19 protein-coding genes are annotated in these 20,670 nt (G+C 32.9%); 10 read left to right on the forward strand and 9 right to left on the reverse strand.

Going from position 1 to position 20,670, the window contains the following annotated elements:
- Window positions 1-256 precede the first annotated feature (256 nt).
- Window positions 257-703, forward strand: a complete 447-nt coding sequence (locus ABY285_RS05385; RefSeq protein ID WP_372767810.1) for an Hsp20/alpha crystallin family protein — start codon at window positions 257-259, stop codon at window positions 701-703.
- A 775-nt stretch (window positions 704-1,478) separates the two neighbouring features.
- Here ABY285_RS05385 and ABY285_RS05390 read toward each other — a convergent pair.
- Window positions 1,479-2,171, reverse strand: coding sequence for a pseudouridine synthase (locus ABY285_RS05390; RefSeq protein WP_372767812.1), 693 nt, complete (start codon window positions 2,169-2,171; stop codon window positions 1,479-1,481).
- A 224-nt stretch (window positions 2,172-2,395) separates the two neighbouring features.
- Between ABY285_RS05390 and ABY285_RS05395 the strand changes: the two genes are divergently transcribed.
- From ABY285_RS05395 to ABY285_RS05410, 4 genes are all read left to right on the forward strand, one after another.
- Window positions 2,396-2,878, forward strand: coding sequence for a lipocalin family protein (locus ABY285_RS05395; RefSeq protein WP_372767814.1), 483 nt, complete (start codon window positions 2,396-2,398; stop codon window positions 2,876-2,878).
- Complete coding sequence (locus ABY285_RS05400; RefSeq protein ID WP_372767816.1) at window positions 2,878-3,591, forward strand: OmpA family protein; 714 nt, start codon at window positions 2,878-2,880, stop codon at window positions 3,589-3,591. The genes ABY285_RS05395 and ABY285_RS05400 overlap by 1 nt, the downstream gene beginning before the upstream one ends.
- Window positions 3,592-3,779: 188 nt before the next feature.
- Window positions 3,780-4,547 carry a sulfite exporter TauE/SafE family protein gene (locus tag ABY285_RS05405; protein ID WP_372767818.1) on the forward strand — a complete coding sequence of 256 codons (768 nt, stop codon included), beginning with the start codon at window positions 3,780-3,782 and terminating at the stop codon, window positions 4,545-4,547.
- Window positions 4,548-4,564: 17 nt separating this feature from the next.
- Window positions 4,565-4,744 (forward strand): CPXCG motif-containing cysteine-rich protein, encoded by a 180-nt coding sequence (locus tag ABY285_RS05410; RefSeq protein WP_372767820.1) that lies wholly within the window; start codon window positions 4,565-4,567, stop codon window positions 4,742-4,744.
- Between the two features lie 9 nt (window positions 4,745-4,753).
- On the opposite strand, the gene trxA is transcribed toward ABY285_RS05410, so the two are convergent.
- Both trxA and ABY285_RS05420 read right to left on the reverse strand, forming a co-directional pair.
- The gene (trxA, locus tag ABY285_RS05415; protein ID WP_372767822.1) at window positions 4,754-5,050 is read right to left on the reverse strand and encodes a thioredoxin; all 297 of its coding nucleotides are present in this window, start codon (window positions 5,048-5,050) and stop codon (window positions 4,754-4,756) included.
- A gap of 167 nt (window positions 5,051-5,217) precedes the next feature.
- Window positions 5,218-6,444, reverse strand: a complete 1,227-nt coding sequence (locus tag ABY285_RS05420) for a multidrug effflux MFS transporter (RefSeq protein ID WP_372767824.1) — start codon at window positions 6,442-6,444, stop codon at window positions 5,218-5,220.
- Window positions 6,445-6,548: 104 nt separating this feature from the next.
- Between ABY285_RS05420 and ABY285_RS05425 the strand changes: the two genes are divergently transcribed.
- From ABY285_RS05425 to ABY285_RS05435, 3 genes are all read left to right on the forward strand, one after another.
- Window positions 6,549-7,169, forward strand: a complete 621-nt coding sequence (locus ABY285_RS05425) for a class I SAM-dependent methyltransferase (protein WP_372767826.1) — start codon at window positions 6,549-6,551, stop codon at window positions 7,167-7,169.
- Between the two features lie 483 nt (window positions 7,170-7,652).
- Window positions 7,653-8,264 carry a DEAD/DEAH box helicase gene (locus ABY285_RS05430; protein WP_372767828.1) on the forward strand — a complete coding sequence of 204 codons (612 nt, stop codon included), beginning with the start codon at window positions 7,653-7,655 and terminating at the stop codon, window positions 8,262-8,264.
- Between the two features lie 77 nt (window positions 8,265-8,341).
- Window positions 8,342-9,679 carry an MFS transporter gene (locus tag ABY285_RS05435; RefSeq protein WP_372767830.1) on the forward strand — a complete coding sequence of 446 codons (1,338 nt, stop codon included), beginning with the start codon at window positions 8,342-8,344 and terminating at the stop codon, window positions 9,677-9,679.
- Between the two features lie 574 nt (window positions 9,680-10,253).
- On the opposite strand, the gene ABY285_RS05440 is transcribed toward ABY285_RS05435, so the two are convergent.
- The 6 genes from ABY285_RS05440 to ABY285_RS05465 all read right to left on the reverse strand — a co-directional run bounded on the left by ABY285_RS05440 (window position 10,254) and on the right by ABY285_RS05465 (window position 17,347).
- Complete coding sequence (locus ABY285_RS05440; protein ID WP_372767832.1) at window positions 10,254-13,343, reverse strand: efflux RND transporter permease subunit; 3,090 nt, start codon at window positions 13,341-13,343, stop codon at window positions 10,254-10,256.
- A gap of 27 nt (window positions 13,344-13,370) precedes the next feature.
- Window positions 13,371-13,655 (reverse strand): four helix bundle protein, encoded by a 285-nt coding sequence (locus ABY285_RS05445; RefSeq protein WP_372767834.1) that lies wholly within the window; start codon window positions 13,653-13,655, stop codon window positions 13,371-13,373.
- A gap of 112 nt (window positions 13,656-13,767) precedes the next feature.
- Complete coding sequence (locus ABY285_RS05450; RefSeq protein ID WP_372767836.1) at window positions 13,768-15,270, reverse strand: efflux RND transporter periplasmic adaptor subunit; 1,503 nt, start codon at window positions 15,268-15,270, stop codon at window positions 13,768-13,770.
- 112 nt (window positions 15,271-15,382) lie between these two features.
- A complete protein-coding gene (locus ABY285_RS05455; protein ID WP_372767838.1) occupies window positions 15,383-15,625 on the reverse strand; it encodes a hypothetical protein in 243 nt (80 codons plus the stop codon).
- Between the two features lie 18 nt (window positions 15,626-15,643).
- Window positions 15,644-16,828 (reverse strand): TolC family protein, encoded by a 1,185-nt coding sequence (locus ABY285_RS05460; protein WP_372767840.1) that lies wholly within the window; start codon window positions 16,826-16,828, stop codon window positions 15,644-15,646.
- 87 nt (window positions 16,829-16,915) lie between these two features.
- A complete protein-coding gene (locus tag ABY285_RS05465; RefSeq protein WP_372767842.1) occupies window positions 16,916-17,347 on the reverse strand; it encodes a hypothetical protein in 432 nt (143 codons plus the stop codon).
- 244 nt (window positions 17,348-17,591) lie between these two features.
- Here ABY285_RS05465 and yccS point away from each other — a divergent pair, with 244 nt between their 5' ends.
- Both yccS and ABY285_RS05475 read left to right on the forward strand, forming a co-directional pair.
- The gene (yccS, locus tag ABY285_RS05470; RefSeq protein ID WP_372767844.1) at window positions 17,592-19,733 is read left to right on the forward strand and encodes a YccS family putative transporter; all 2,142 of its coding nucleotides are present in this window, start codon (window positions 17,592-17,594) and stop codon (window positions 19,731-19,733) included.
- A 343-nt stretch (window positions 19,734-20,076) separates the two neighbouring features.
- Window positions 20,077-20,508 carry a peptidylprolyl isomerase gene (locus ABY285_RS05475; RefSeq protein ID WP_372767862.1) on the forward strand — a complete coding sequence of 144 codons (432 nt, stop codon included), beginning with the start codon at window positions 20,077-20,079 and terminating at the stop codon, window positions 20,506-20,508.
- Window positions 20,509-20,670: the final 162 nt, after the last annotated feature.

Here is a 20,670-nt window from a genome sequence, read left to right on the forward strand (position 1 = left end):
TAAATTTGATTTTCATCATATGAAATAAGTCATTTTTTTCTACTTTATTTATATTTCTCCCTAATTAACTTTAAGGAGCTAAATTATTTACAGCTGTTTTTTCCTTGTTCAGTCAACTTTAAAAATAAAAAATTTTAAAACTATAAATTTGGTGGTATAAACTGATATCTATCATTGCTTGTAATGATGAGCATCATTGTAATCATAATACCTTAAGAATAAATTTGCTCATTATTAACCATTAAATTATTTAGTTATGTCATTAGTACAATTTAACAGACGTCTTCCAATATTTGACAGAATGTTTCCTGAAATTTCAGACATTACTGACAACATGTTGACCGAAGATTTATTTCAAAGAGACAACTGGATGCCAGCAGTTAATGTAAAAGAACACAATAAAGACTTTGAAATTGAAGTTGCTGCGCCAGGCTTTACAAAAAAAGATTTTGAAGTTTCAATTTCTGATGATATTTTAACAATTTCGGCTGAAAGTAAGAGGGAAATGGAAGAAAAAGAGGAAAATTATTCTCGTAAGGAGTTTTCCTGTAATTCATTTAACAGAACTTTCACTTTGCCAAAAAGTGTAGATCTCAAAAATAAAATTAAAGCGAATTATGAGAACGGTGTATTGTTAATTCATTTAGAAAAATTAGAAGCTTCAAAAACTGGAGAAAAGAAAAAAATAATTGAAATAAGCTAATTTTCTTCTCAAAATCCGCGAAGTTAACACTTTCCGGATTCTTTAACCTAAATATGGGAAAAATGGAAAGAAATCAGTTGACCTAAAAAGAAAAAACTACAAATTTTGAAATCACTATCGAGCGTTTACACTCCAAAGCCCAACAATGGATTTCAGAAATTGAGTTTATTGAAATTGAACAAAATTTTCTAAAGGAATTACTTGCCGAGCACATTATTGGGTTATGTATAACCTATAATTATGCGCAGGCACAGTGTAAAGTATAATTAATTTATATGCCGTTTTCAACTTTTGGTTCTTTGAAATTTTTATGTGAGTTAAAAACAAATTATGGTTTAATACATTGTGGACGTGACAATTGAAAAACATAAGATGTTAATAATATATTAAAACACAGCTAAAAACAGGGTTGTTTTATTTGGGGTGAAATGAAACCTTACTTAGTGTGTTTACATAAAATTTTCAAGCAGCAGGTCTGTATAAACCAGAATTTGAAAACGGTTTTTTTTAATAATTCCGTTTTCAATCTTTCAGTTTTTTGAAATTTTGTATGGTATAATAAGAAAATGTTTAATAAACACCAATGATTTTAATATTGGGGATTACAATGATGCACTATACAAATAGGAGTAATAATTTTTATAAATCATTTTGCTGTTTATGAGGGTATTATTAATGGGATATGGGATGATACTCCATTTAAATGACATTCAGTTTATAAATATATAAAAAGAGAAAGTGCAAGAATTGAAGATTGAAAACGGTTTATTATTTGCTAAAAATCCCAATCAAATATTTTAAAAACTTTTCCCCAGTCATTTGGCAGCATCGCCGTTAAGTCAATAACCTCATCGGATATAGGTTGCGTAAAATGAAGTGAATATGCGTGTAAGAATAAATTTTCACAGTCAAATTCATTTTCAAACATTCTGTTGTGAAATCGATCTCCATATTTGTAATCACCAACGATAGGATGGCTGATCTTGTTCATGTGGATTCTTAATTGGTGCATTCTTCCTGTTGATGGCGTTAATTTAACCAGACTGTAACGTGAATTTTCATAAGGAATTACCGGAATATCAAGAAGTTTTGTATGAATGGGTTCACAAAATGTTTCCGCATCTTTATATACATTGGTATCAGGATTTTTAACCGGAGAGGTTATTGAAACTGATAAATCTACAAATCCGCGAACAATTCCCAAATAGGTTTTTTGAATTTGATTGGCGTTAAATAACTCCTGAAACACAGAAACATTTTCTTTTTGCTTTGCCAACATTAAAATGCCCGATGTTTTCCTGTCCAACCTGTGAACAGGATAAAAATGGAATCCGAATTGCGCGTAAAGCAAATCTAATAAGGTTTCGTCTTTAATATTTCGCGCATAATAGGAATTGTGAATAAGCACATTGTTGGGTTTATTTACAATGATAATATGGTTGTCTTCAAAAAGAATTTCAATTTTCATGTTGCAAATATACGCGTAAAAAGGATGGTTATAATGTGCTTGTTATTTTATCAGGAAAGACCCTAATAAAGCGTAATTCTTAACGATTACAGCTATTTTAATACATCTTTAACATTAAAGATGTGTGAATTTTGCAACTAATAACAAAAAATATGTAACTTTATTAAACTTATTATTTCGCAACTTTGCAGTATATAATTTCAACATTTAAAAACAATCATAAGATGAAAAAAATAATAGTATTTGTACTTTTAGCTTCCATGGTCATTTCTTGTGGAACTCCAAAAACGGTTATACAGTCCAAAAAAGTAATTAAAGGATATTGGTCATTAAGCCAAATTTCTTATAGTGAACCGGGAACATTTGATGTAACCTTATTTAATGACGCTTCCAAAGAATGTTTCATAGGAAGTACATGGCGTTTTATTCCGAATAACAATACCGGGATATACACCATTAATGATGCACATTGTGTACCAACCGGTGAACGTAATTTCAATTTTACCATTCAGGAAATTGATGCCACTACCGGACTTTATGATTTCTTGTTAAAACCAACGGATGCAAAACAAAATTCTGAAGACAATGCAGGTTTCAGACTTCAGTTGACACAATTGACAGAAACTACTATGATATGGGAACAGACCGTTTCATTAGAAGGTAAAGCTTTTAAAATTTATATGAACTTTAATAAAATAAACGAATAATGAGAACATTCTTTAAAAAAACAGCATTAGTGGCCCTAACAGTAGTACTTGTAGCCGGCCTAAGTAGTTGTGAAGCTACCAAAAACGCAAATAACGCTCAAAAAGGTGCCGTAATCGGAACTGCCGGAGGTGCTATATTGGGCGCTATTATAGGAAATAACACAGGTAAAAAAGGTAGTGGAGGAGAGCTTGGTGCCGTTATTGGTGGTGTTGTTGGCGGAACTGCAGGAGTACTTATTGGAAATAAAATGGACAAACAAGCTCAAAAAATTGAGGAAGAAATTCCTGGAGCTAAAGTTGAACGTATTGATGATGGTATTTTGGTAACATTTGATGAAAATAGTGGTGTTCATTTTGAAACTGAAAAATACAATATCAATGCGACTTCCGAAGTATTGCTTACCAAATTAGCAAATATTTTAAAAGAATATCCTGATACAGATGTACTTGTGGTTGGACATACAGACAGTTCTGGTTCAGCATCATACAATATGACGCTTTCTGAAAAAAGAGCTTATGCAGTAACCAATTACTTTGTGAATAATAAAGGATTGAGTTCAGGACGTTTTACAACCACTTGGTTTGGTGAGGATCAACCAATTGCTGACAATGATACAGCTGAAGGTCGCGCTCAAAACCGTAGGGTAAATATCGCAATCGTTCCAAATGACAAAATGATTGATGATGCTAAAAAAGAAGCTGGCCAAAACTAATAACCCCATTGCACTGAAAAAGCCCGAAACAATTTGTTTCGGGCTTTTTTTTGTTTAAAATTTAAACGAATCAAATCTTCAAATTTATTTGTAGTGCATAATAATTAATAAACTATTCAATTAAACAATAAAACGCCTCATCAATTAATATGAATTATACCTAACTTACACCCCTTAAATTATAAGAATTGCAAGACATCATTGACATCGTTATTCAACCCCAATTATCGTGGTTAAACTGGTTTTTGGCCTTTTTAGCAGCATTATTACTGGGCATGGGAAAAGCAGGAATTAAAGGAATAGGCGTACTTATCGTTACTTTAATGGCTATCGTATTTGGTGGAAAAGCTTCTACAGGGATCTTAATCCCTTTAATGATTGTTGTTGATATCTTAGCCGTTGTATATTATCATAGAGATACACAGTGGAAGTTATTGTTGAAATTATTGCCTACTATGATTTTAGGTGTATTGATAGGGGTGTGGTTTGGAAATGACATTTCTGAGAAATTATTTAAACAGGTTATGGCCATTTTTATTATTATAACGGTGATTATGATGGTTTGGATGGATCAAAAAAAGAAAATAGGAGTTCCAAAACATTGGTTGTTCGCCAGCAGTATGGGACTTTTATCGGGAATTACATCCATGATTGGAAACTTGGCGGGCTCTTTTGTCAATGTCTTTTTTTTAGCCATTCGCTTGCCTAAAAACGAATTTATAGGAACTGCAGCCTGGCTGTTTTTAATTATCAATGTATTTAAACTGCCTTTCCATATTTTTGTATGGAAAACAGTTACTACTGAAACGCTTTTGCTCAATTTATTTTTGATTCCTGGAATTTTAATAGGCTTTTTTACCGGTGTGATGCTTGTTAAATTATTAAACAATGAAGTATATCGTAAATTTATTATGGTTGTAACTGCTGTGGGAGCATTATTAATGCTTTTTAGATAATTTAAAATTAAATACTTATGGAAGAACATTTTTTTCAGTGTCCTTATTGTTGGGAAGAAGTTTCTATATTATTGGATACCTCAGTAACAAATCAAATTTATATTGAAGATTGTGAAGTATGCTGTAATCCTTTGGAATTTGCCGTGAAATTTGAAAACGAACAATTAACCAGTTTTTCAGTGCAACAATCTCAATAATACCTCAAATTAGTTAGATCCAATCGCTTGTTTTAATTGCGAAACAGTTTGCATTCCGGATTGTCGCCAAGTTTGTTTTCCGTGCTTAAACACCATAAAAGTTGGTACTCCCTGAACTTGATAATGTGCTGCCAATGATTGATTTGTATCAATATTAATTTTGATAATACGAACCTTGTCTTTTAATTCCCCTTTTAATTGTTTTAAAACAGGAGCCATATTTTTACACGGAGCACACCAATCTGCATAAAAATCGACTAAAACAGGAACCTCATGATTGACTATTTCTTGAAATGATTTTTTCATGTAGCGTGTATTTTAAATTTACTTAAAGTTACAAAAAGAACTATAATTGGGGCGCGTATTAATTAAAAAGTTTAGTTGATTTTGTGAGATAATTAGCGTTATTGAGTAAAAACCGCAAATTAATAGGAGGAAGTGCCTTCTGTTTTTTTTAAAGATCTCAAACCGACTTAAAGCTTATTCTCAATAACATTAGGATCAACATTTTTTGTATATACTTTTAAATAAACCAACACAAGAAGCGCCAATGAGCTGCAAAATAAAAATCCATAAAATATAGGCAAGGCCGTATCGGAAACGAATCTGCCTATAAAAATACTCATAGGAACAGCCATCATAGTAGAAATAAATCCGGTAATTGCCGCGCCAATCCCTGCAATATGACCAACAGGTTCCATAGCCAAAGCTCTTAAATTTCCAAATAAAAATCCGATAGCAAAAAATTGCATGGCGAAGAAAGACAACAAAACACCAACATTGGGGTTTGCTGCACCATGAAATAATACAATGTAAAGAAGAGAAACGCCAAAAAATGCGCTCAATGAAACGGTCACCATTTTTTCCATTCCATATTTGATAACCAGTGTTCCGTTTAAAAAAGTGGCGGAACCAATGGCAATTGCCAATCCGGCAAATATATACGGAAACTGTTCTTTTAAATCATATTGGATCTGAAAAATTTGTTGGGCGGTACTTAAATAAACCATAAAAGAACCCGTTACAAAACCGGCAATAACGGTAAAACCAATCGTTCTTTTGGCTTTCATAATTTCTTTGAAGCCGTTCACAAAAATATGGTTTGTTAATTTTACACGGTGCGCTTTGTCCAAAGTTTCAGGTTGTCTTTTCCAAAACCAAAATGAAACCAATACGCTGAATATTAGCTGAATATAAAAGATAGCCTGCCAATTGTAGTGATCCAGCACAAATTTACCCAAAGCAGGAGCAATGATAGGTACAAAAATAAATACAACCGTAATAAACGACATAATACGTGCCATATAATCACCGCTATAGGTATCACGAACCATGGCAATACTGATAGTTCTTGGTGCTGAAAGCCCAATTCCCTGTAAAATTCTTCCTAAAATCATCATTTCCAGACTTTCAGAAAACACACAGATAAAACTGGCAATGATAAACAAACCAAATCCCATATAAACAATGGGTTTTCTGCCTAAACTGTCTGATATTGGACCAAAAAATAGCGGACCAAGACCAAGTCCCAGGAAAATCATGGTGATTAATAATTGATTGTCAACAACTTGAGTGATGCCAATAGAGATCCCAATATATTCTAAAGCAGGCAGTAATGCGTCTATGGCCAATGCGACAATAGACATCAAAGATGCCATGAGTGCTATGAATTCAAATTGGGATGGACTCCTTTTTAACATTTTGCAAATGTACAGCAATTGAATTTATGATTATGTGATACTTTAATAGTTTAAATTGATCTGTAAATAAGAATTTGTAATTTGCAGGGTAAAAAATGAAACATATGAACATACAATCACTAAAGGAACATATTAAAGACGTTGATATTTATATTTTGGATCAGATTTTAAAAGATCGTTATCAACCGAAAGCTAAGATTTTAGATGTCGGTTGCGGTAATGGCCGAAACTTAAAATGGTTTTATCAAGCCGGTTTTAAAATATATGGCATTGATCCAAATATGGAACGAGTGAACCAGTGTATAGAATTGTATAAGCTTCAACAAGAAAATTTTATTCAGGGAACTGTAGAGAAAATGCCTTATGAATCAAATAGTTTTGATCATGTGATTTGCGTTGCTGTATTGCATTTTGCCGCAGATTTAAACCATTTTTACATTATGTTTGAAGAATTACTTAGAATATTGAAACCTCAGGGAACTTTATTTATTAGAATCGCTTCAAATTTTGGAATGGAAAACCGCGTTAAATTAATAAGTGCTGGTGTTTACGAAATGCTTGATGGCTCAACCCGGTTTTTATTAACACAGAAAATTCTTGATGATATACAAACGAAATACAGCATCTCATTATTGGAAAACGTAAAAACGACCATAGTCCATAATAAGCGTGCTATGACAACTTTGGTCATGCAAAAGAAGCAAATAGGTAAGGTATTCAATTAATGACTGTTTGGGTTTTCAAATATCCTATTTAACATAATATAAATTATAGTACATTTTGTATTATGGGTTTAGCCAGTGGCTGAAGCTATAATCAAGAAAGATGGCGCGTTGGCCAAATTCCAAAGGTTTAGCCAATTTAATAGTTATTATCGTCTATTGTGATTGTGCTAAATATCCCATAAGCCTTAAATTTCTTTACGATATTCTGTACTTAGGTTAAGAAAGTTTTAAATATGCGATTCTCGTTAAGTGGCTTTAATACTTAATTTGTAATTATAATTTGCCATTATGCTAAATTCTCTTTTATAGTTGATAAATTGGTGTACATTAATGTTAAATTACAGATTTGAAATTGTTCGCTTAAAATTGCTCGATTGCTTTTTAGATAATAGAAAAAGTAACTTCCCTCATTTATTTCAATTGCAGGTAGTATATTTGCCCTAATTATAAATACGACACAAAATACTTATTTCTTTAATTCTTATGCCTTTTAAAAAATTACATTCTGATATACAAGAGAAGCTAGAGTATCTCGAAATAGTAACACCTACTCCTTTTCAGAGCAAGAGTATTCCTGTAATAAAAAGTGGATCCAATGTTTATTGCACCGCTGCAAAAGATAGTGGAAAAACAACTACGCTTATACTTACTACCTTGCAAAAATTAAAATATGAGGCAGTTGGAACGCTTCCAAGGGCTATAGTTCTTGTAGAAAATAAGGAAAGAGCCTTAGAATTATATGATGCTTTTTTAACGTATACGCAACATAATTCGTTACGAGTTTATGTAGGGCTTGAACATGTTTATCTTGATTTGCAAAAATCAGAAATCTTTGAAGGTGTAGATATTCTTATTTCCACACCAGAAACAATGAATAAATTGTTCTTATCAAACGGTGTAGGCACCTCTCAATTAATGATATTTAGTGTTGATGACGCTGAGTTTTTAGTTCAAAAAACAGCTTATAATGCGCTGATGTCGATCACTCAAAGTATTGACAAGTGCCAGTATGTGCTATACTCAGAAAAAATGCACCCAATACTAAAACGTTTTGAATCCTATTTTATGGTATACCCTAAAAAAGTCACTATTTAGGATGCCTATGATTTATGACTTATAACAAATAATTTGTTTACTTTAGAAGCTGCTGTATAAAAGTAGCTTTTTTTATTATGGGTGATTTAAAAAAAGGCAGTAAAAAATTATTAAATGCATGGGCTTTTTATGATTGGGCAAATTCAGTGTATACGCTTACTATTGCATCAACAATTTTCCCCATTTTTTATGGAACCTTAAATTTTATTGATGATAATAAAGTGGATATTTTTGGAGTTCAATTAAAAAATACGGCATTAATTTCTTTTGTTACCGCCTTTACATTTCTAGTAGTGGCCTTTACATCTCCTCTACTTTCTGGAATAGCCGATTATGTTGGTAATAAAAAAATGTTCATGCGGTTTTTTTGTTATTTAGGGTCCTTTGGGTGTTTTGGTTTATACTGGTTTAGTTTGGACTATATTTATTTAAGCTTGCTTTTTTATTTTTTTGGCCTTTTAGGGTATTGGGGTAGTTTGGTATTTTATAATTCTTATTTACCTGATATTGCGTTTGAAGAACAACAAGATAAAATAAGTGCCAAAGGCTTTAGCATGGGGTATATAGGTAGTGTTACTTTATTGATATTAAACTTAGCCATGGTAATGAAACCTGAATGGTTTGGTTTTGATATTGGAACGACTGAAGCAGAAAGGAATGCGGCCTCTATTTTAGCTATGCGTACTTCTTTTATTACGGTAGGCTTATGGTGGGTCTTATTTAGCCAGTATTCATTTTATCATTTGCCGAAAGGAGTTCCAACAGGGAATAAAATAAAAAGAAATGTTATTTTTAATGGTATAAATGAATTAAAATTTGTTTGGAAGAGTTTGACTCATAATTTAAGGTTGAAACGATTTTTAAATGCTTTTTTTGTGTATAGTATGGCTGTTCAAACCATTATGTTAGTAGCTGCTTATTTTGGTGAACAAGAGATAAACTGGGGAAGTCAGAGTGAAAAAACTATGGGATTGATTGTGAGTATCTTAATTATTCAGATTGTGGCCGTTTTTGGAGCGATTTTAACTTCAAGATCATCCGCTAAATTTGGGAATATCAACACTTTAATTGGTATAAATATGGTCTGGATGTCCTTGTGTTTCTATGGTTACTTTGTTGAAACTCCTGTTCAATTTTATATTACGGCCAGTTTGGTTGGTTTCGTCATGGGAGGCATTCAATCATTGTCCCGTTCCACATACTCTAAATTTTTACCAAAAACAGCAGATACAACTTCTTATTTCAGCTTTTTTGATGTCGCTGAAAAGATAGGAATTGTAATAGGAATGTTAATTTTTGGGATAATTGATCAAATTACGGGAAGTATGAGAAACTCCATTTTGTTTTTATTTATATTCTTTTTAATAGGTATTATTCTTTTGTTCAAAGTCCCAAAACAAAGTATTGAGGCATAGAAAGAATAAATTCCCTTTTTATTCCTAACTCTTTCAAGTATTCTATATAATTACTAACTGTTCCAACTCCAATTGACTTACACACGGTTTTCTCGGGATATTTCCAAGATTTTGAAGTTTCCCAAATTTTATTAAAAGTGGATTTTGAGATATTATCACTTTTGAACTGAAATATCATTATTTATTTTAAAAGTGATAAATTTAGATTATTATCCATTCCACACACATTACACTTCCCTCCTTTTGTCGTTTCGTATAATAAGTGTTGTATTAACATTGTAGAAGTAACTTTTTGGTATAAAACTTTTCATAATATGAAAATTTACAGGTTGCTTTTAACCAAAGCAAAGTAACATAACGCTAACATTATAGTACATTTTGTATTGTTGGTTTAGCCAGTGGCTGAAGCTATAATCAAGAAAGATGGCGCGCTGGCGAAATTCCACAATGGTTGAATCAATCATAGTTATAATTATATAATAGCTAATGGCGTGCTGGAAAAAAAAGCTACATATATCCCGATAGCTATCGGGATATATGTAGCCTACTTCCTTATTATTTTACTTTCAAAATGTTAATCATACTTTCGTTTTACAATCACCAGTTGATACACACAAGGAATTACTACCAAATTTAAAATTGTAGCCGATAATAATCCGCCTAATATAACTACGGCCATTGGACTTTGTATTTCGCTACCGGGCTCTCCTCCTTTTAAGGCTAATGGTATTAATGCTAAACCTGTGGTAAAGGCTGTCATTAAAATTGGGTTTAATCTGTCTAAAGCTCCTGTTTTTATCAACTGAAACCCTTGCATTCCTTCTTTCCTTAAATCTTCATAACGAGATACTAATAAAATACCGTTACGAGTTGCAATTCCAAACAAACTAATGAAACCAATAGTTGCCGCTATACTGATAATTCCTGAAGTAAAATACACAATCAAGATTCCACCAATTAAGGCCAATGGCAGATTTATTAAGACCACAAACGCCAGTTTTACATCTTTAAATTCGTAATACAACAATAGAAATATAATGGCTATGGCAATAATTGCGGTTACTAAAAGTAATTGAGAAGCTTTGGATTCGCTTTCAAACTGTCCGCCATATTGCACACGGTAGCCTTCAGGCATTGTTACATTATTTGCAACAACCTCCTTTATTTCGTTTACTGCACTTCGCAAATCTCTCCCTTGTACATTAGCCGCCACAACTATTTTACGCTGTACATCTTCACGGTTGATGGTATTTGGACTACTTACCGAAGCAACCGTTGCCAGTTCACCTAATGTTGTTTGACCACCATTTGGAAGACTGATTAAAGTATTTGTGATGTTTTCAATATCATCTCTAAATGGTTTTTCGTATCTAACTACCAAATCAAAATACTGCTGACCTTCATAAATTTCGCCTGCTTCTTCACCTGCAAAAGCAATATCTACTTGCTCCATTAAATCACCGACAGTCATTCCATAAGCCGATAAAATTTGGCGTTTTGGTTTGATACGAATTTGTGGCACTTCAATTTGTTGGTCTACCGCAACATCAGCTAATCCTTCAATATCTTTGATATTTTGCTCCACGCTTTTACCAACTTCAAACAATCTCTGTAAATCTGAACCGAATATTTTAATGGCGATATTAGCGCGTGTTCCAGAAAGCATATGGTCTATACGGTGTGCAATGGGTTGCCCTAAAGTAATATTTACTCCTGGAGCGATACTTAATTTACTTCGGACTTCTTCAAAGAATTCTTCTTTGGTTTTGTCCTTCAAAATAAATGGCACATCAATTTCTGCTGCATTTACACCTTGTGCGTGTTCATCCAATTCGGCACGACCTTGTCTTCGGGTAACAACTTCCACTTCAGGTAAATCCAATAAAATTTGTTCTATTAATTTTCCTGTTTTGTTGCTTTCTTCTAAAGACATTCCCGGTGGACCTACAACACTAATTACCAAAGAACCCTCATTAAATTCTGGTAAAAAGCTTCTTCCTAATTGTGTTAAAACGAAAAGGCTAATGATAAACACTACTACCGTTACACCAATAACTGTTTTAGGAATTTTTACTGCACGTTGTAATATATGAGCATAGTGTTTTTGCAACCAACGTTCTACTTTTGTGCCTTCAGCTCTTTTAGTTAATAGCTTTTCATCATTCAATAAGTAGGAACACAATATTGGTGTTACAGTTACTGCAACAATTAATGATGTTAATACCGAAGTTACAAATGCGATCCCTAATGGTTTTAGCAAACGCCCTTCCATACCGCTTAAAAAGAACAGAGGGATAAAAGACACGATGATAATCAAGGTTGCAATAATGATAGAACTTCTTATTTCTACGGAAGCATCACGTACCACTGTTAAGGTAGATTCGCGTTCATCTTTTGGCTTTCTAATGTTTTCACGTAAGCGTTTATACACATTCTCTACATCAATAATAGCATCATCAACCAACGCACCAATCGCGATTGCCATTCCACCTAAACTCATTGTATTAATGGTATAACCCAACCATTTTAAGATGATGATTGATACCAATAATGAAATTGGAATTGCCAGTAATGAAATAAGCGTAGTTCTCCAATTCATTAAAAAGATGAATAAGATTATCATTACAAAAAAGGCACCTTCTAACAAAGTTTGATTCAAATTACTTATAGAAGCCTTAATAAAATCGGATTGTCTAAAAATATGACTTTTGATATTGACACCCTTTGGCAATGTTTTTTCTAAATCGGCAATAGCTTCATCCAACCGGTCTGTTAATTCCAATGTGTTAACATCGGGTTGTTTTGAAACAGTTAAAATAATCGCAGGATTTGCATTTAAAGAACCATCCCCAATTTTATCGGAAGCACCAATTTTAACGGTTGCCACATCTTTTATTTTGATGGTTTGACCGTTGACTTGTTTTAAGACAGCTTCCTGTAAATCATCTAAAGCATACGCTCTACCACTTCCTTTAATAATATACTCATTACCATATTGATTGATAATACCACCAGGTGCATTTACATTGGCTTCCTTAACGTGTTTTACCAATTCAGTAAGACTTACATTGTAATGCTTCATCTTTTCAGGATTGGCAAATACTTGGTATTGTTTATAATCGCCACCAATAACTACTACATTGGCAATACCACCAATTGCTTTTATACGTGGTCTAATTGTCCAATCGGACAAGGTTCTTAATTCCATTGGCGATAGACTATCGGACGTTACGCCCAAGAGCATTATTTCTCCCATAATGGATGAAATAGGTGCCATAGTTGGTGCTCCAATACCTTCGGGTAAATTTTCCCGAACCATTGGAATGCGTTCATTTACAATTTGACGTGCCCGATAAATATCTGTTCCCCATTCAAATTCTACCCAAACAATTGAAATTCCTGCTGCAGATGAAGAACGTATTCTTCGCACATTTGGTGAGCCGTTTAAGGCTGTTTCAAGTTGATAGGTGACTAATTTTTCTACTTCTTCAGATTCCATTCCGTGCGCTTCTGTAAGAATGGTTACTGTAGGTGCTGTAAGGTCTGGGAACACATCTACGTTCATTGTGCGAGCATAGTACATACCCAACATACTCAATGCAACCGATCCCAATAGAATGAGTAGTCTATTTTGAAGTGAAATTGATAATATTTTGTTTAACATATTTTATTAATTTTTAATGTTGAATTGTCAATTTTGAATTGAGTCTTGAGACGTTTTAACAATAGAAGTAAGGATTCTAATCAATTCTTCTACTTGAGCCAACATACTTGAAATTTCTACATCCACAATTTGACTATGTTGGATAAGTCTTAACCAGTATTTTGTCTCACGCGCCTCCTTTGACGAAATTGACATTTTATGAATAAAATCACGCTTACTAAAGCCTGCCATCGCCTCCTCAACATTTGCACCTATGCTTGTGCCACTTCTTAATATTTGTTTAGAAAGCACATACTCATTTTGAGCCTTCATTTGCTTATATAGCTCATAATATCCAAAGCAAACTCAAAGGACTTGGTTAAAATGATATTGTCTTTTTCTTTATTCATCATTTAAAATTTTCAATTCAAAATTCATTTAATTATTAATGTTCGTGACCGTGTGCAGGTGTTGAACCCGACATTGAAGCCATTTTAACTTGATATGTTCCTGTTGTAACTACCACTTCGCCTACTTCTAATCCTTGGAGTATTTCTACATTTTCGCCATTTCGTTTGCCAATTTTTACAGATCGCCTTTCAAAACTTTCACCTGAAAGCTGAACCATTACTGAATAACTACCGTAGTCCTCCAATAAAGCATTAACAGGAATCATTGTTTTTTGAATAGCATTTCCCATCGCAATTTGCACTTGTGTCAAACTTCCTTCCGGCATATTTATAGCTGCATTTACTTGCGCAAAAACTGAAATCAATGGTTTTTCACGATCTACATCTTTACTAATTGAAAGTATTGCTCCTCCATCTTTTGTTACATTTGTCCAATGACCATCTTTAGTTTGATACCAAATGCCTTGCATATTTTCCATTGTTAGTCCGTAATTTGGTGCAATTTGGGTTTTTAATACTTTGGATTGATTCGTTCCAATAACTAGCAGTGCAACTCCTTGTTCTACATAATCGCCATTAGAAATGTTAATGGATTTAATGAAGCCATTAAAAGGTGCACGAATCTGTTTACTTCCTCCTGAAACCCCTGATGACAGGGTTTGATAATTAGATTTTGCAATTGAGTAGTTACTTTCAACCTTTTCAAATTCAGCTTTTGAGATAATTTTTGATTCGTATAATTCCTTTTTACGTTCGTAATCCGCCCTTGACTGTTCAAAATTTGCCTTTGCATTGGCAATTTCAGTACTCAAATTATTAGATGACAAACCCCTACTGCTTAAATTCATTAATAACTGGCCTTGTTTCACTTGTGCACCTTCTGTAAGATTGCTAACCGCAAAATCAACAACTCCGTTTGATTTAGCGACTAATGATTTTACAGAACCTGGTGATGGCATCCAAACACCAGAAGTGTTAATCACATCGTAAATTTTACCAGAAACCACAGGGGCAGTTTGAAAATCAATTTTCCATGCTTGTTCTTTCAAAAATGAAATGCTTCCATCATCTTCGGCAGTACCTAAAACTTTTATAGCCTCTTCAGTATTGGCAAAAACAGTAATACCATCTATTGTGATTTTATCAGAATATTCAGGTGTTTTTAATTCAAAAACAAGTTGGTAAGTTCCTGCTTCTTTAGGTTGAATTGTGGGCGAAAATATGCCTGGTGATGAAGGTGCATCAACAGTGTTGCGTATGCCTTTACCGTCTTTTATCAAACTTACTGTTACCGAACCCTCACTAACTGGTTGGTGCTTATCTAATACAGTAAAATGAGCTGCGAAACGACTTGGGTTACCCACTATTAAGGCAGGGAACTCTACAAATAATTCGGTTTTATCCGTCCATATGGTATGGTCTAATCGAGGAATTTCTTCACCCAGGTGACTACCATCGGCATTGTGTGCGTGTGCATCTTCTGCCTTGTTATTACAAGACATTGCCAAAAAGGCAAGCACTATGATTATATATTTCATGTGTTTATATTTATCGTTTTTCAATTGGTCACCTGCAACATCCATATAATGATTCACTTATGTAATTATGATTTTAGTTATGGATGTTTCATCTTTTATCTCTATTTATTTTTTAGTGTTTGTGTTGCTCTTCACTATTATCGTGTGAATGGGTCTCTTCTTTAATTTGTAAAGAATCTTTTTCAACCGTAAATTCTTCTTGCTCAACGGTTTCATCGTGCATATGATTTCCATCAGCATCGTGTTCGTGACCGTGCTCTTCTGTAGTTTCTGATTTAGATTTTGTGTCTTTACAGGATGTTAGTGTAAAAATTGAAACTGTTGCAATTGCGAATAATAATTTTGAAATTTTCATCTGTTTATGTTTTAAATGTTATAATTGATGTTTTAATAATTGTGCCTGAAGCAGTTGTAATTCTTTTTCCATTTGCAGCATTTTATCTGATGCATTTCGGTAAAACTGAAGCTCTACATAGTAATCCATAAATGAATACTCGCCTAACATATAGGCTTTAAATAGCAATTTTTCACTATTTAATCCTGTCATCGTGTGTTGATACTCATTATATTTTTCGAGCATCAATTGATAGCGATTAAAGGTTTCTTGAAATTGCGTGTAAAGCATCGTAGTCATTACTTCATTATTGGATTGCTGATACTCATAATTTGCTTGAGCAGCTTTTACTTTATTTTTACTATTCCATAATGGAATAGTAAGACCTCCATAAAAACCTGAATAATTACTGCCACTAACACCTTGATAATTATATCCTAAAGCTACATTGGGTAAAATCATATTTTTCTCCAATTTTACTTTTTGAAATGAAGCAGCCTCACTCGCCTTTAATTCCAGCAATGAAGGCTCTTTTGCTGATTTTTCTTGCCAAAGATTTTCTGCTGTTTCAATTTCAATGGGTAATATAATTTCGGATGTAAGCACTTCTATTGCTTTTCCTCCATTTAGAGTTTCAAGTTTAGCATTAAGAATCTGGATGTCGCTTTTAATCTGCTCAACTACAAATTGCTCTTGAATCCAGGCAATTTTTGCTTTGTTCAAATCTAAAATCCCTACTTGCTCCTTATTAAATAACGCTTGAATTTGGTTGAAAACCTGTTTATTTTGGGTTCTTCTTTCATTTTCAATATGCTTTTGTTTTTGAAGGAAAGCGATAGCTATAAGAAGTGTTTTTGCATTAAGCAAAAGCTCTTGCCTTTTTTTCGCATAAGTTGTTTGAAGCTGTTGTGCTTTTAAATCATTCCACTTTCCGCGTACTGCATATACTGAAGGAAATTCAAAAGATTGCGAAATTTGATACTCTAAGTATGTTTCCGTGGTATTATCTCCATACGGTAAATAATACCCAGATAGTTCAGGATCTGGCAAATTGTTATCACTCTTATTTTCAAGTTGACGACTTTCAATAAAAGACTGGTAGCCTTTTAGTTCTGTATTATTCTGTTCTATTTCATTAAGTAGTTCATCGATACTTTTGGTTTGTGAAAAACCATTAATAAAAAAGAGGCATCCGAAAATAACGAATACGATTGTTTTATTCATTGTTTGTAATTTTAGATTTAATCTGAATTTTTAATGAGAAATATTACCGCATATTTAGATATGCCAGTATAAGCTATTCCTGTAAGATTAACCTATAGTTGGTGGACCTCGTGAAGTGAGGGATAAAAGAAAAGGATTAAAATAGTTATTAGGAGGTTGATAAACAGCAACCCTTTCAACATCATCATAGTTTACAGATAAGTTATAATAAAGTTGAAATGGTATTTTTACATTCTTTTGAACATTGTGTTTTTTTATATTTCCTTGATGCCTTAGCACTATTTCATCGACTATTACTGAATGAACGTGTACATCCAAGAAAAACGCTAAAAATCCCTTTTTAGTGTTTTTATTTTTTGGGGTATCATGGTGATGCTTATGATTATCACTATGTGCAATAGCTTTATGCGTGTGCGCAACTTCGTATTGGTGATGCAGATGTGGTGCAACCTGATGCAAAAGCAACAGGCTAAATATGCCCAGAAAAAACAAAGATTTTATTTGAATGTGTTTTTGCATCAACGGTAAATATATAAATTAATTTTAATCTTTATATCATTAATTCATTCCACACGACACTTCCCTCCTTTCGTTAGTCATTTTAATAAGTGCTCTATTAACATTGCAGAAGTAACTTTTTGGTAAAATTTTTCATAAAAAGAAAAGGTTAGCTGTAATAGAAAGGTTTAATTACTATTAGTTATATATTGCTATTGTTTACTTTTGTGGTTCCATTGTAATATCGTAAGTATATACCTTAAAAATGAAGCAATTTTCTTTCAACTTAAAACAAATACCATGGTACAACTCTTTTAGAAATAATTTTTTAAGCAATCCAAACAGATTATTGGCTTTTAAGGCAACAACAGTAATAGGAACGCTTGTTATTTTAACGGTGAGTCTTGGATTTCCTTTTTACGCGGTAACTTTAGGTTTAGGTGCCCTTGCAGGAGCCCTTTCTGAAACTGATGATCATCCCAATGGACGTTTAAAGTCTATGGCTTTAAAAATTTTAGGTTTTGCAATATCAAGTTTTTCTGTAGAATTGTTGCAGCCATACCCAATAATATTAGCTATTGGACTTGCTTTATCAACAATTGTTTTTATTTTAATAGGAGGTGTAAGTGAACGTTTTAGAGGGGTGACATTCGGAGCTTTATTGGTTGGAATTTATACGATGATTGGGGTGGAAATAAGTCCTAACTGGTACATACAACCTGTTTTATTGATATCAGGAGCTTTAATTTATGGTATTTTCTCCTACCTGTTATTGCTTTTAAAACCCTATAGTCTTTTAGAAGAACAATTGTCCAGAGGGTTTTCAGCGCTATCCTTATATTTAAATGAAAAATCAAAACTTTTCCCGAGCGATGAGCATGCAGAAAAAGAAATAAGAGCAAAACTGGCTTTATTAAACGTACAGACTGTTGAAGCATTGGAAAGGTGTAAAGGAGTTTTAAACAGTTATGGAGAATCTCTTACAAATCAGCAACCATTAAAACCTTATTTACATTATTTTATGGTGTTGCAAAGTTTACATGAACGAGCGGCATCGAGTCATGAACGCTATGATTTATTAAGTGCCAACCCTTTAAATAGTCAATTAATTGGAGGTATTCGTCAATTACTGCATGAACTGTCATATGCAACTCAAAATTTTGCAGAAAGTTTACTTACAGGAGTTCCCTATAAGCATCCTATGGCTTTAGACTGGTTGGTTAAAACAATCAATGGTATGTTACAAAATAATGAGTTGAAAGCTGCGCATCCCATCAAATTATTGATTCGTAATTTAAGTCAGTCCCATAAAACATTAAAAAGCATTTATAAAAATTATGATACAAATTTACTGCCAGAATTAGAAAAAGATACCCGTACCTATTTTGAGCGATTAAAAGTACAGTTACACATAAATCACCCAAGAATGCGTTATGCTTTAAGATTAAGTGTTTCTTTTTTAATTGGTTATACATTATCAGAGTATTTTCATATAGCAAAAGGAGAATGGATTCTGCTTACCATTTTATTTGTGTTACAGCCCAGCTATAGTGAAACAAGAAGGCGGTTATTACAAAGAACCATAGGAACTTTAGCAGGCGTAGTTATTGGGATTTTAATTATCAGACTGTTCACTTTTTCAGGGCAAATAGTATTAATGCTTACATCGGCCTATTTATTTTTAATCTGGATGAAACGCCGTTATTCAATAGGCGTTATTTTTGTTACCATTTTTGTGTTATGTGCATTTAATATTATAGCCAATAAAGGAGTAGATGTCATGGCACCGCGTTTAATAGATACTTTAATAGGAGCATTTATTTCGTTTATAGTCGTCAGGTTTTTATGGCCAGAGTGGCAATACAAAAAATTACCGGGTTTATTAAGTGAAGCCATACTTAAAAATACAGCTTATTTTAAAGCCATCTTAAATGAGTATCATAAACCAACAACAGATGATTTAACTTATAGAATTGCAAGAAGAGAAGCTCATTTAGCCGATAATGATTTGGTAATGGCTTGGCAAAACATGCAATTAGATCCACAAAAACAGCAACAACTGAAAAATAAGGCCTTTACATTAACCTACTTAAACCACGCTTTACTTTCGTACTTATCGGCATTAGGAGCTCATAGAAATCGGCACCATAAAGATACTTTAGATATGTTAGCGTTTGAAGATCATATTTTAAAAGCTTTAGATGAAGCATTTAACTGGTTAACAACTCAAAATAACAGCAAAATAGAAAATATTGAAGGTGCTTTTGAAGAAATTAGCGCACAATTACTAACCACCAGTAAAGAGGCCACACAAATGCAATATATTTTATTGTACAACATTGTTGAAGTAACTTTACAAATACTTGAGCAAGCAAAACTATTTAAGCTTACGACAAACAGCAACTAAAAGGAATTTTTGAACATAAAGCTTTCACTTCCCTCCTGCGTCGTTTCGTATAAAGTGTTCTATTAATGTAATTTGTTATCTGAATTTTTAAGGGCAACTGACATAATTACCGATTTTAATGATGGCATTCATAAATATTTGAACATTTTAATAAAAACAGGTAGTACCCATGAGTAAAAGGATGAAGCGCTATTTTTATACAGAATACTTGCCAAATGAGCCTATTTTAAAATCATTTCCGGTTTTTGGCTTGGTTTTGGCACATTTAAAAAACGAAGTTAAATTAAATACACAGCGCGTAAAAATTATGCAAAACGTATTTTTAAAATTAAAAAGTGATTTTATGATTCAAGTTAAAGAGAACAACACGGTTAAGGTACATTACATTGGAAAATTATCAGATGGTCAGATTTTTGATAGTTCAGAGGGAAAAGAACCTTTAGAGTTTACTTTAGGACAAGGACGATTGATTCCAGGTTTTGAAAAAGGACTCATCGATATGAAATTAAATGAGAAAAAAACAATTACTATTTCAAAAGAGGAAGCCTATGGTGAACCACACGAAGGACTAATTCAAGAAGTTCAAAAAAGTCAACTTCCACCTGATATGACACCAGAAGTTGGAATGGGGCTTATATCTAAATCTGAAGATGGACAGGAAATGAATTTGGTAATAGTTGAAGTTAAAGAGGAAACTATCATCATAGATGGTAACCATCCATTAGCTGGTAAAGAACTTACTTTTGATCTTGAAGTAGTTGATATCAAAGAATAAAATTTAATATATCTTATTTATAGACCTGACAGTATTTGTTGAATTTATTTCACCATCTCCCGTCAGGTCTTTTTTTGATGTATTAAATTATGTTATGATAAAGAATGAGACAATGAGATATATCAATTTAGAAATGCTCAAAAGACTTCCCTCCTTTCTTTT

The organism is Lutibacter sp. (assembly GCF_041555395.1).
Classification (GTDB): domain Bacteria; phylum Bacteroidota; class Bacteroidia; order Flavobacteriales; family Flavobacteriaceae; genus Lutibacter.